The organism is Klebsiella sp. BIGb0132 (assembly GCF_024810075.1).
GTDB classification, from domain to species: Bacteria; Pseudomonadota; Gammaproteobacteria; order Enterobacterales; family Enterobacteriaceae; genus Klebsiella; species Klebsiella terrigena.
This window is the reverse complement of record NZ_JANUDW010000010.1, coordinates 95,259-107,921: the sequence shown is the minus strand read 5'-3', so window position 1 is coordinate 107,921 and position 12,663 is coordinate 95,259. Positions and strand designations below refer to the sequence as shown.

Annotated in this window: 10 protein-coding genes; 6 read left to right on the top strand and 4 right to left on the bottom strand. The window is 56.2% G+C overall.

Features of this window, described 5'->3' with window-relative positions; all coding sequences use genetic code 11:
- Positions 1 to 48: 48 nt before the first annotated feature.
- Positions 49 to 906 (bottom strand): deoxyribonuclease IV, encoded by an 858-nt coding sequence (gene nfo, locus M2416_RS22375; protein WP_259226855.1) that lies wholly within the window; start codon positions 904 to 906, stop codon positions 49 to 51.
- A gap of 93 nt (positions 907 to 999) precedes the next feature.
- The gene (locus M2416_RS22370) at positions 1,000 to 2,049 is read right to left on the bottom strand and encodes a YeiH family protein (RefSeq protein WP_259226853.1); all 1,050 of its coding nucleotides are present in this window, start codon (positions 2,047 to 2,049) and stop codon (positions 1,000 to 1,002) included.
- A 179-nt stretch (positions 2,050 to 2,228) separates the two neighbouring features.
- On the opposite strand from M2416_RS22370, the gene yieE reads away from it, so the two are divergent.
- Together yieE and M2416_RS22360 are read left to right on the top strand one after the other, a co-directional pair.
- On the top strand, positions 2,229 to 3,095 hold the full coding sequence (gene yieE / locus M2416_RS22365; RefSeq protein ID WP_076945742.1) for a DNA-binding transcriptional regulator YeiE: 867 nt from the start codon (positions 2,229 to 2,231) through the stop codon (positions 3,093 to 3,095).
- Positions 3,096 to 3,284: 189 nt separating this feature from the next.
- The gene (locus M2416_RS22360; RefSeq protein ID WP_076945741.1) at positions 3,285 to 4,754 is read left to right on the top strand and encodes an amino acid permease; all 1,470 of its coding nucleotides are present in this window, start codon (positions 3,285 to 3,287) and stop codon (positions 4,752 to 4,754) included.
- A gap of 70 nt (positions 4,755 to 4,824) precedes the next feature.
- On the opposite strand, the gene M2416_RS22355 is transcribed toward M2416_RS22360, so the two are convergent.
- Entirely contained in the window at positions 4,825 to 6,810 is a 1,986-nt protein-coding gene (locus tag M2416_RS22355) for a ligand-gated channel protein (protein WP_076945740.1), read from the bottom strand.
- A gap of 236 nt (positions 6,811 to 7,046) precedes the next feature.
- Positions 7,047 to 7,883, bottom strand: a complete 837-nt coding sequence (gene fghA / locus M2416_RS22350; RefSeq protein ID WP_076945739.1) for an S-formylglutathione hydrolase — start codon at positions 7,881 to 7,883, stop codon at positions 7,047 to 7,049.
- Between the two features lie 445 nt (positions 7,884 to 8,328).
- Between fghA and folE the strand changes: the two genes are divergently transcribed.
- The 4 genes from folE (at position 8,329) to mglB (ending at position 12,642) form a co-directional block, all read left to right on the top strand.
- The gene (folE, locus tag M2416_RS22345) at positions 8,329 to 8,997 is read left to right on the top strand and encodes a GTP cyclohydrolase I FolE (protein ID WP_041146481.1); all 669 of its coding nucleotides are present in this window, start codon (positions 8,329 to 8,331) and stop codon (positions 8,995 to 8,997) included.
- 16 nt (positions 8,998 to 9,013) lie between these two features.
- A complete protein-coding gene (yeiB, locus tag M2416_RS22340; RefSeq protein WP_259226850.1) occupies positions 9,014 to 10,171 on the top strand; it encodes a DUF418 domain-containing protein YeiB in 1,158 nt (385 codons plus the stop codon).
- A gap of 155 nt (positions 10,172 to 10,326) precedes the next feature.
- Complete coding sequence (gene galS, locus M2416_RS22335) at positions 10,327 to 11,349, top strand: HTH-type transcriptional regulator GalS (RefSeq protein ID WP_041147704.1); 1,023 nt, start codon at positions 10,327 to 10,329, stop codon at positions 11,347 to 11,349.
- A 294-nt stretch (positions 11,350 to 11,643) separates the two neighbouring features.
- On the top strand, positions 11,644 to 12,642 hold the full coding sequence (gene mglB, locus M2416_RS22330; RefSeq protein WP_045855878.1) for a galactose/glucose ABC transporter substrate-binding protein MglB: 999 nt from the start codon (positions 11,644 to 11,646) through the stop codon (positions 12,640 to 12,642).
- Positions 12,643 to 12,663: the final 21 nt, after the last annotated feature.

Here is a 12,663-nt window from a genome sequence, read left to right as displayed (position 1 = left end):
ATTCGGCCCTTTCTTTTTTTAGCAGTTGGGATTCTCCCGGCATCGACCTCAGGCCGACGCTTCCGCCGTTTGCTGCGCCCGCAGCCAGGCAATCTCTTCCGCCCAGATATCGGGATTAACGGTCTCGAGGATCAGCGGAATACCGTCAAAGCGGCTGTCCTGCATGATCCAGCGGAAAGCGTTGTGGCCGATATTGCCTTCGCCGAGGCTATGGTGGCGGTCGACGCGGCTGCCGAAGGTGCTTTTGGCATCGTTGAGGTGCATCCCGCGCAGGTATTTGAAGCCGACGATGCGCTCAAAATCGGCAAAGGTTTTCTCACACTCTTCGGCGCTGCGCAGATCGTATCCGGCGGCAAAGGCGTGACAGGTATCAATACATACGCCGACGCGGGATTTATCCTCCACGCCGTCGATAATGGCAGCGAGATGTTCGAACTTAAACCCAAGATTGCTGCCCTGACCGGCGGTGTTTTCGATAACCGCGGTCACGCCTGCGGTTTTTTCCAGCGCGATATTAATCGAGCGGGAAATGCGCGCCAGGCACTCCTCTTCCGGTATCTGCTGCAGATGGCTGCCGGGATGGAAGTTCAGCAGCGTCAGCCCCAGCTGTTGGCAGCGGGTCAGCTCATCAATAAAGGCTTCACGGGATTTTTCCAGCGCCTCTTCGACCGGGTGGCCGAGGTTGATCAGATAGCTATCGTGCGGCAGGATTTGCCCGGGAGCGAAACGGTATTTTTCGCAGGCGGCTTTGAATTCAGCAATGGTTTCGTCGCTCAGCGGCGCGGCGCGCCACTGGCGCTGGTTCTTGGTGAAGAGGGCGAAGGCGGTCGCACCGATTTCGGCTGCGCGAATGGCGGCATTGGCCACTCCGCCGGAGGCGCTGACGTGCGCTCCAATATATTTCATAAAAAACTCCAGTTAAGCCGCTGCGGGGTGGGTAATGATAGCGGCTTAACCGAAGAGTTACATCAACGAATGATCTGGTCTGGCTGCTTACGCTCAGGCCATCAGGGCGTGGACCGCCAGGTTAATCGCGCCGCCGCCGACAATCAGCCAGACGAACAGCATTAATGCCATCAGCAGCGGTTTGGCGCCGGCTTTTTTCAGCGCGCTAACGTGCGTGGTCAACCCCAGCGCGGCCATCGCCATCGCCAGCAGCACGGTATCGAGCGTCACCAGCGCGTCGACCGCCGCTTTTGGCAGCAGGTGGAAGGAGTTAAATACCGCCACCAGGATGAACATAATGGCAAACCACGGGATGGTGATTTTGCCTTTCTCACCGCTGCCGGCCGGGGTCAGCTGCTTAACGCGGGCGGCGAGGAACAGCAGGAACGGTGCCAGCATCATGACGCGCAGCATTTTGGCAATCACCGCCGCGTTCTCAGCCTCCGGGCTCACCGCATGGCCTGCGGCAACCACCTGCGCCACCTCATGCATGGTCGAGCCCATATAGATGCCGTAGGCTTCCGGCGTAAACCAGTGCGCCAGCAGCGGATACATCGCCGGATAGAGGAAGATAGCCAGAGTGCCGAAAATCACCACCGTGGCCACGGCGACGGTCACCTTGCTGGCCTCGGCCTTCACCACCGGTTCCGTTGCCAGAATCGCCGCCGCGCCGCAGATGCTGCTGCCGGCGCCAATCAGCCAGCTGGTGTGCTTATCCAGGCCGAAGATTTTCTGCCCGAGGATGCAGGCAATAAAAAAGGTGCTGGTCAGCGTCAGAACGTCAATGGCAATGCCGCTCACCCCAACGTCGGCAATCTGCGCGAACGTCAGGCGAAAGCCGTATAAAATAATACCGAGACGCAGCAGATGCTGTTTGGCAAAGATCACGCCGCCGTCGCAGGGTTGCCATATCTTGGGGTAGAGCGTATTGCCGACGATCATGCCGAACAGGATGGCCAGCGTCAGGGCGCTGAAGCCGGCGCCGGCGATAGCGGGAAAGCTGCCTGCCCAGAGCGCTGCGCCGGTCACCACGGCGGTAAGCGCCAGTCCGGGGACAAAATGCCACAGTGTGCGATGTTTTGTCGGTAAAGTGAGTGCTGTCATAACCTTCTCCTTTGTCTGCGTAAAGATTACGACGCGCTGGTTTAAATATAAAATTGATTATATATTTATAATCAATCGTAATAAGTGGTAAACAAGCCTCTTCGCGGCTCGGTACGGCGCTACGCGCCGATGGTCGGGACGGCGAAGAGTGATGTCGGATAGACGAGCAAGGAAGGGTTATGCATATCACGCTACGGCAGCTGGAAGTTTTTGCTGAAGTTCTTAAGAGCGGTTCAACCACCCAGGCGTCGCAAATGCTGGCGCTTTCGCAGTCGGCGGTCAGCGCGGCGTTGACCGATCTGGAAGGGCAGCTGGGCGTGCAGCTTTTCGATCGCGTCGGCAAGCGGCTGGTGGTCAACGAGCACGGCAGGCTGCTCTACCCGCGCGCGCTGGCGCTGCTGGAACGTGCGGTTGAAATCGAGCAGCTGTTTCGCGGCGATAACGGCGCGATCCGCGTTTATGCCAGCAGCACTATCGGCAACTATATATTGCCGGAAATTATTGCCCGCTACCGCCGCGATTTTCCCGATCTGCCGCTGGAGCTGAGCGTCGGCAACAGCCAGGACGTGATTAACGCCGTGGCCGATTTGCGGGTGGATATCGGGCTGATTGAGGGGCCGTGCCACGCGGCGGATATCATCGCCGAACCCTGGCTGGCGGACGAGCTGGTGGTATTTGCCGCCCCCGGATCGCCGCTGCTGGAGGGCGAAGTGACGCTGCAGCGGCTGGCGGAGGCGCCGTGGATCCTGCGCGAGCACGGCTCGGGCACTCGGGAAATCGTCGACTATTTACTGCTATCGCATCTGCCGGCGTTTCATCTCGGGATGGAGCTTGGCAACTCTGAGGCGATCAAGCATGCGGTACGTCATGGCCTCGGGATCAGCTGCCTTTCGCGGCGGGTTATCGCCGAACAGCTGGAGGTGGGATCGCTGGTTGAGCTGAGCGTGCCGCTGCCGCCGTTAACCCGCACCCTGTGGCGGATCCATCATCGCCAGAAGCATATTTCCAAAGCGTTACAGCGCTTTCTGCGCTACTGCGAGGTGTGAAAATGGTGGATCCAGCGCGCTAACCTGAAGAGAGGCGGGTGATTATTGCTGGCAATTCCGCGATTTAGTGCTTTACTAATAATCCATGTTCGATCATGAACCTCTCTTATAACTTTGTATTTGTACCGGATGGATCGCCGATCGTCTGCTACAATCTCGCCTCGTTTTTTTGATGGATAGCATTTTCACATGGTTTCGGATACTAAAACCACAGAAGCGCCCGGCCTACGCCGTGAACTGAAGGCGCGTCACTTGACCATGATCGCTATTGGCGGTTCCATCGGTACAGGTCTTTTCGTTGCATCCGGTGCAACTATTTCCCAGGCAGGCCCCGGCGGCGCGCTGCTTTCTTATATTCTGATCGGTCTGATGGTCTATTTCCTGATGACCAGCCTTGGCGAGCTGGCGGCGTACATGCCGGTGTCCGGCTCCTTTGCCACCTACGGTCAGAACTATGTTGAAGAAGGCTTCGGCTTCGCGCTGGGCTGGAACTACTGGTACAACTGGGCGGTGACCATCGCCGTTGACCTCGTTGCCTCGCAGCTGGTCATGACCTACTGGTTCCCTGACGCTCCGGGCTGGATCTGGAGCGCGCTGTTCCTCGGCATTATGTTCCTGCTGAACTGGATCTCGGTCAAAGGCTTCGGTGAAGCAGAGTACTGGTTTTCGCTGATCAAGGTCGCCACCGTCATTATCTTTATTATTGTTGGCGTGATGATGATCGTCGGCATTTTTGAAGGCGCGCAGCCGGCGGGCTGGAGCAACTGGGGTATCGACGATGCGCCGTTTGCCGGCGGCTTTGCGGCGATGATTGGCGTGGCGATGATCGTCGGCTTCTCGTTCCAGGGCACAGAGCTTATCGGCATCGCTGCGGGTGAATCAGAAAACCCGGAGAAGAACATTCCGCGAGCCGTGCGCCAGGTGTTCTGGCGTATTCTGCTGTTCTACGTGTTCGCGATTTTAATCATCAGCCTGATTATCCCTTATACCGATCCGAGCCTGCTGCGTAACGACGTGAAGGATATTTCCGTCAGTCCGTTTACCCTGGTGTTCCAGCATGCGGGCCTGCTGTCTGCGGCGGCGATCATGAACGCGGTGATCCTGACGGCGGTGCTGTCGGCGGGCAACTCCGGCATGTACGCCTCCACGCGTATGCTCTACACCCTGGCCTGCGATGGCAAAGCGCCGCGTATCTTCGCTAAGCTGTCGCGCGGCGGCGTGCCGCGTAACGCGCTGTATGCCACTACGGTCGTGGCGGCGCTGTGCTTCCTGAGCTCAATGTTTGGCAACCAGACCGTTTACCTGTGGCTGCTGAATACCTCGGGGATGACCGGCTTTATCGCCTGGCTGGGCATCGCCATCAGCCACTATCGTTTCCGCCGCGGCTACGTGCTGCAGGGCAACGATATCAACGATCTGCCGTATCGTTCCGGGTTCTTCCCGCTTGGGCCGATCTTCGCCTTTGTCCTGTGCCTTATTATCACCCTCGGCCAGAACTACGAAGCGTTCCTGAAAGACACCATTGACTGGGGCGGCGTGGCGGCAACCTATATCGGTATTCCGCTGTTCCTGGTTATCTGGTTTGGCTATAAGCTTGCCAAAGGCACCCGTTTTGTCCGCTATAGCGAAATGAAGTTCCCGCAGCGTTTTAAGCAGTAGGGCTATTGATTGCCCCATAAAAAAACCCCGGATCCCCGGGGTTTTTTTTCGTCTTCAGATCGTTAGAGCATCAGAAGCTATAGGTCAGGCCCACGGTATAGCGGCGGCCATCGAGTACCGTATCGTAGGTATCATAATCAATCTGCTTATCGAGAACGTTATACACCCCGGCGGAAACCAGCAGGTTTTTGTTGGCGTTGTAGCGTAAGCCAAGATCGACCTGCGTATAGGACGGCGTGCCTTGAGACATCGAGGTACGGCTCAGATACTCTGAGGTTTTCCCGCGGAAGTTCAAACGACTCCAGAAACCGACGTCAGGCGTGGCCTGCCAGTCCAGGGTGGTGTTGAACATATTTTTCGGCATTTTATTTAAAGGCTTACCGGAGAACTGGCCGCTTTTCTGTTCTGACTGGGTATAGGTATAGTTCGCCGTCCAGTTCAGATCGCGAGTTATCTTCCAGCCGAAGGTTGATTCCACGCCGCGCATGTTAGCCTTGTCGACGTTGACGCGATCGCTGACGAAATCATAGCTGGTATTGCCGATGGTGCAGGCCGGGTCGGACTTGCTATTACAGCGACGCACTTCGGTAATTTTGTTTTTAAAGTCGGTGTTGAATAGCGTAAGGCCGGCGTTGAGGTTGTCGTTGTTATCCCACAGTAAAGCAATCTCTTCGCTCAGGCTCTTTTCCGGTTTGAGGTCCGGATTACCTACGATAATACCGTCAAGGCGACCGCCGCCGGTGACCTGGCCCCAGTTAGCGGAAGACTGGCGGAGATCCGGAGCGCGGTAGCCAGCGGAAACGCCGCCTTTCAGCGTCCACTGTTCGGCCAGATGCCATACGCCATAGCCACGCGGCGTCCAGTTAGTGCCGTAGTTTTCATCTTTATCCATGCGCAGGCCGCCGGTGAGCGTAAAGCTCTCGGTCATCGCCCATTCGTCTTCCGCAAACAGCGCCCAGCTCCAGCGAGTCAGCTTACTTAGTCCATCCGCCGCTTCCAACTGGTTGCCTTTATCGCTGAGCTTTTCATAGCGATACTGTCCGCCCAGCGTCAGGGTGTGATCGCCAAGGAAGACCTGATTCTGGTTATTGAGCGTCGTATTGTACGACTTCATTTTGCGCCCGGGGTTGTTGGTCTCTTCCTGCTGGGCATAGCTGGTGGTGTTGAAGTGCTCATAGTAGCCGCTATGGGTCAGCGAGTAGGTGGTGTGTTCGTAGCGGGATTCGCTTTTGCTGTTTGGCTTACAGACATCGCCGCGGCAGCTCTCCTCCGCCATCGACATTCCCGGCGTGCTGTTGCGGTCCTGCAGTTCGCGCGCGTAGTCGAGATCGAAGTCGTTTTTGTCGTCAGGCGTGAAGTTCAGCGTGACGCCGCCGTTGCGCATTCTCTGCTCGTTGAAACCGTTTTCGATTTTATCTTCCGCGCGGCGGGAGAGCAGGCCGGTGACTTTCGCTCCCAGCACTCCGTCGATTAACGGGCCGGAAGCGTAGACGTTGGTCTGGAACAGATCGCCAGAATCGCTGTTTTCCTGGAAAGTACCGTCGCCGTGCAGCGAGCCTGTCCAGGCCTGAGTGTTAGAGACTTTTTTGGTAATGATGTTAATCACCCCGCCCATGGCATCGGAGCCATAGAGTGAGGACATTGGTCCGCGGATAACTTCGATCCGTTCAATGGACTCCAGAGGCGGTAGCCAGCCCTGTTCGATTCCCGAGTTATCGCTGTTTGGGCGAGTGCTGCGGGTGCTGACGCGCTTACCGTTCACGAGGAAAAGGGTGTACTGGGATGACATGCCGCGGATGCTGATATCGCTGCTGCTTCCGCCACCTGTGACCACCACGCCGGGTACGTCTTTTAGCGCATCGGTAACGTCACGGTAGGCCTTATCTTCAATCTGCTGTTTGGAGATAACGGAGATTGAGGCCGGCGCATTCTGGATTTTTTGTTCAAAACCGGTGGCCGTCACGACCATGGTGTCTGAATCAGCTGCGTGAACAAGCGGTGAGATGGTGGCTGCGTAAATGGCGGCGGCCAGTACCTTAACGCGAGGTATAGTCATTTTTACATTCCATTTCAATGAATAAATCTCCATCGGGATAACCCTGAGAACCGTATTTATTTGTCTTGTAAGAACTCTGAATGATGGAGAGAAGAAGGAGGAATTGTACAAAAAAATGTTATTTTGTAAACATTAATGATAATTGAAATCATTTGTATTTACTTTTTATGGGTTAAATGAGTTTAAAATCAGAAGGATAGGAGTGTGTAAAGGTGGAGGGCATCAGCCCTCCTGTCTTACTTGATGAGATATTGAGCGTGAAAACGCAGATGGTCTTCGATAAAGGAAGCAATAAAGTAGTAGCTATGATCGTAGCCGGGCTGAATTCTCAGGGTCAGCGGCCACGCCTTTTGACGCGCAACTTCAGCCAGCACCGCCGGCTGCAGCTGCTCGGCGAGGAATGAGTCGCTGTCGCCCTGATCGATAAGCGTGGGGATCGCGTCGCTGGCCTGGCTGGCCTGCATCAATGCGCAGCTGTCCCACGCCTGCCAGCTGGCTTCGTCGGCGCCCAAATAGGCGCTAAACGCTTTTTGCCCCCACGGCACCCGTGCAGGGTTGACGATCGGTGCAAAGGCCGACACGCTGGCGAAACGGCCAGGGTTCTTCAGTGCTATAATAAGCGCACCGTGACCGCCCATTGAGTGGCCGCTGATTGCGCAGCGATCGCTGACGTTAAACTGCGCGCCAATCAGCTGCGGCAGCTCGTCGCGAAGATAATCGTACATGCGAAAATGCGCGGACCACGGCGCTTCGGTGGCGTTTAGATAAAACCCCGCGCCTTTGCCCAGATCGTAGGCGCTATCGTCGGCGACGCTCTCGCCGCGTGGGCTGGTATCCGGCATGACCAGGACCAGGCCTAGCTCGGCCGCGATGCGCTGAGCGCCAGCTTTGGTGGTAAAGTTCTCATCGTTGCAGGTCAGGCCGGAGAGCCAGTACACAACCGGCGGCGGCGCGGTATCGCGCTGCGGAGGTAAGAAGATGCTGAACGTCATTGAACAGTTCAGCGTGGTGGAGTCATGCCGCCAGCGTTGCTGCCGACCTTCATAACAGCGATGCTCTTCAAGCAATTCCATGCCGGGCTCCTCTGAAAAGGGGATACGCGAGTCTGCAGACCCTACTTTACGGATATAAGTGGTAACGGCCGCTGAGTGATTCTGCGTATGTGGACGTAATTTTTCATCATACAGATATTTCATACACTCGTGAGCAACTTTCACTTTCTCCTTTCGGGAACATATTGCATCATTAATGCAACTTTTAGCCAACATGCTCCGGCGGCTGTGCTATTGAGAATGACGCGAAGTCGTTCTTTTATTCGGGAAGTGGCAACTGGCGGGCGTTAGACGATTGACAGGCGCGACGTGGAAGAGGTGAGACCGGAAGCGCACTATCAATAGGTAACGCAAATTTCAATAATTATCGTTTCGGCTACTGGATTATGTGCGCTACCTCACGCACAATGCATGCAAACTTTGCCCTCAGAAGAGCAAAGAGCGCCACACCTGCAGGAGAACATAAATGTCATCACTGAGCAAAGAAGCCATACTCGTTCATGAAGCGCTGGTCGCTCGTGGGCTGGAGACGCCGTTGCGTCCGCCAGTACAAGAAATTGATAATGAAACTCGCAAGCGTCTGATTGCCGGACACATGACTGAGATTATGCAGCTGCTGAATCTTGATCTTAGTGATGACAGTCTGATGGAAACCCCGCATCGCATCGCTAAAATGTATGTCGATGAGATCTTTTCCGGACTGGACTACGCCAGGTTCCCCAAAATCACCGTCATCGAGAACAAGATGCAGGTTGATGAAATGGTTACCGTGCGCGATATCACCCTGACCAGCACCTGCGAACACCACTTCGTGACGATTGATGGTAAAGCGACGGTTGCCTATATCCCGAAAGATTCGGTCATTGGCCTGTCGAAAATCAACCGCATCGTGCAGTTCTTCTCCCAGCGCCCGCAGGTGCAGGAGCGGCTGACGCAGCAGATTTTAACCGCGCTGCAGACCCTGCTGGGCACCAGCAACGTGGCGGTATCGATTGATGCGGTGCACTACTGCGTGAAGGCGCGCGGTATTCGCGATGCAACCAGCGCCACCACAACCACCTCGTTGGGCGGCCTGTTTAAATCCAGCCAGAATACCCGCCAGGAGTTCCTGCGCGCCGTACGTCACCACAGCTAAAATCGGAGCAGGGTACATGGAAAGAAACGTCACGCTGGACTTCGTTCGTGGCGTCGCCATCCTGGGTATTCTGCTGCTGAATATTAACGCCTTCGGCCTGCCGAAGGCGGCCTATCTCAACCCGGCGTGGTCCGGGAGCCTTTCCGTTAGCGACGCCTGGACCTGGGCGATTCTCGACCTGCTGGCGCAGGTGAAATTCTTAACCCTCTTTGCTCTGCTGTTTGGCGCCGGGCTTCAGATGCTGCTGCCTCGCGGCAAGCGCTGGATCCAGTCGCGGCTGACGCTGCTGGCGCTGCTGGGGTTTATCCACGGACTCTTTTTCTGGGATGGCGATATCCTGCTGGCCTATGCGCTGGTGGGGCTGGTGGCCTGGAGAATGATTCGCGACGCGCATCACCTCAAATCCCTGTTTAATACCGGCGTGATGCTGTACGTCATCGGCGTTGCGGTGCTGGTGCTGCTTGGCGTCATTTCCGGCAATGCGCCGAATCGCTCCTGGGTGCCCGACGCGGCAAATTTGCAGTATGAGCAGTACTGGAAGCTGAACGGCGGCTTCGAAGCGATAAGCAACCGCGCGGATATGCTGTCGGATAACCTGCTGGCGCTCGGCGCGCAGTACGGCTGGCAGCTGGCGGGAATGATGCTGATGGGCGCCGCCCTGATGCGCAGCGGCTGGCTAAAAGGGCAGTTCAGCCTCAGCCACTACCGGCGCACCGGCGTCCTGCTGGTCATCGCCGGAATGGCGGTGAATATCCCGGCGATTTTCGCCCAGTGGTATCTCGACTGGGATCCCCGCTGGTGTGCGTTCCTGCTGCAGGCGCCGCGCGAGCTCGGCGCGCCGCTGCAAACCATTGGCTACGCTTCCCTGGCGTGGGGCTTCTGGCCCTGGCTGTGTAAGCTGCGGCTGGTGACCGCCATTGCCTGCGTCGGGCGCATGGCGCTGACCAACTATCTGCTACAAACCCTCATCTGCACCACGCTCTTTTACCACCTTGGCCTGTTTATGCAGTTCGACCGCCTGCAGCTGCTGGCCTTCGTCGTTCCGGTTTGGGCGGTAAACCTCATCTTCTCACTCTTCTGGCTGCGTCATTTCCGCCAGGGCCCGGTTGAATGGCTGTGGCGTCAGCTCACCCTGCGGGCCTCAGGGACATCATTAAAGAACACATCCAGATAACGATCTCGATCACAATCGTTAACAAAATGAATGTAAGCGTTTTCAGGCGTGTGACCTCACTCACGTAGCGCGCCGCGCGTCGCTGCCAGAATAGCCACCTTGCTGAACACAGGAGGTGGGTGTGACGTATTGCAATTCTCTACAGGTCGGTGAGCATGATCACCATTCGTGATGTCGCCCGTCAGGCGGGTGTTTCCGTCGCGACGGTCTCGCGCGTGCTGAATAATAGCGCGCTGGTGAGCCCGGATACGCGCGAAAGCGTAATGAAAGCGGTAACGCAGCTGGGCTACCGGCCCAACGCCAACGCGCAGGCGCTGGCGACGCAGGTCAGCGATACCATCGGCGTGGTGGTGATGGACGTGTCGGATGCCTTTTTCGGCGCGCTGGTGAAGGCGGTGGATACCGTGGCCCAGCAGCATCAGAAATACGTGCTGATCGGCAACAGCTACCATGAGGCGGAAAAAGAGCGTAACGCCATCGAAGTGCTGATCCGCCAGCGCTGTTTGGCGCTGATCGTGCACTCCAAGGCGCTGAGCGACGAGGAGCTCGGCGATTTCATGCAGCATATTCCGGGGATGGTGCTGATCAACCGCATTGTGCCCGGCTACGCGCACCGCTGCGTCGGTCTGGATAACGTCAGCGGGGCGCTGATGGCGACGCGGATGCTGCTCAACCACGGCCACCAGCGGATCGGCTATCTCTCATCAAATCACGGCATTGAGGATGACGCTCTGCGCCGGGAGGGGTGGTTCAGGGCGTTACAGGAACAAAGCATTATTGCCCCCGACAGCTGGGTAGGCTCCGGCTCGCCGGATATGCAGGGCGGCGAGGCGGCAATGGTCGAGCTGCTGGGGCGTAATTTAGGCCTCACCGCCGTTTTCGCCTACAACGACAGCATGGCGGCCGGTGCGCTGACCACGCTGAAAGATAACGGCATTGTCGTGCCGCAGCATCTGTCGCTAATTGGCTTTGATGATATCCCTATTTCTCGTTACACCGACCCACAGCTGACGACGGTGCGCTATCCTATTATGTCGATGGCAAAACTGGCCACCGAGCTGGCGCTGCTGGGGGCTGCGGGGAAACTCGACCATGACGCCCGCCACTGCTTTATGCCGACTCTGGTACGTCGCCATTCGGTGACCCAGCGGCAAATTGTGGGGCCGATCACTAACTGAAAAGGGCAGTGATGTAACCGCTTTCAATCTGTGAGTAAATTCACAGTATATTAACATTCAACTGATTATGATGGCCGCGTTTACCAGTCCTGACCATTTTGTCACGGTGATTAATCACTTTTACAACGGGAACAAGGCGCTAAACTGCGAGTAAAGCCGTACCTTTGGAGCGTTACCCTACACGGAAGACAGAATTTACAGTCGTGAACCTTGTTGTGCGGTAACGTTAATGTAACAACTTCCCGCCAGCCGTTTTCACACCAATGACCCTGCATAAAAAAAACCGGAGATTCCATGAATAAGAAGGTGTTAACCCTGTCTGCAGTTATGGCGAGTATGTTATTTGGCGCCGCGGCACACGCAGCTGATACCCGCATCGGCGTAACCATTTATAAATATGACGACAACTTTATGTCGGTGGTGCGTAAGGCCATTGAGAAAGACGGCAAATCAGCGCCGGACGTTCAGCTGCTGATGAATGACTCGCAAAACGACCAGTCCAAACAGAACGATCAGATTGACGTCCTGCTGGCAAAAGGCGTCAAGGCGCTGGCAATTAACCTGGTGGATCCGGCTGCTGCAGGCACCGTTATCGATAAAGCGCGCGGACAGAACGTCCCGGTCGTGTTCTTTAACAAAGAGCCTTCCCGTAAAGCGCTGGACAGCTATGACAAGGCGTTTTACGTCGGTACCGACTCTAAAGAGTCCGGTATTATCCAGGGCGACCTGATTGCTAAACACTGGAAAGCCAACGCCGGCTGGGATCTGAACAAAGACGGTCAGATTCAGTATGTGCTGCTGAAAGGCGAGCCGGGCCATCCGGATGCTGAAGCGCGTACTACCTACGTCATTAAAGAGCTGAATGATAAAGGTCTGAAAACTCAGCAGCTGCAGATGGATACCGCGATGTGGGATACCGCTCAGGCGAAAGATAAGATGGACGCCTGGCTCTCCGGCCCTAACGCTAACAAAATTGAAGTGGTTATCGCCAACAACGATGCGATGGCAATGGGTGCGGTAGAAGCGCTGAAAGCACATAACAAGAGCAGCATTCCGGTCTTCGGCGTCGATGCCTTACCAGAAGCGCTGGCGCTGGTTAAATCCGGTGCGATGGCCGGTACCGTGCTGAACGATGCTAATAACCAGGCAAAAGCCACGTTCGATCTGGCGAGAAACCTGGCAGCCGGTAAAGAACCTGCTGCAGGCACCAGCTGGAAGATTGAAAATAAAATCGTTCGCGTTCCTTACGTTGGCGTAGATAAAGACAATCTGAGCCAGTTTATTGGCAAATAATATTTAGTACTCGGTTTCGAG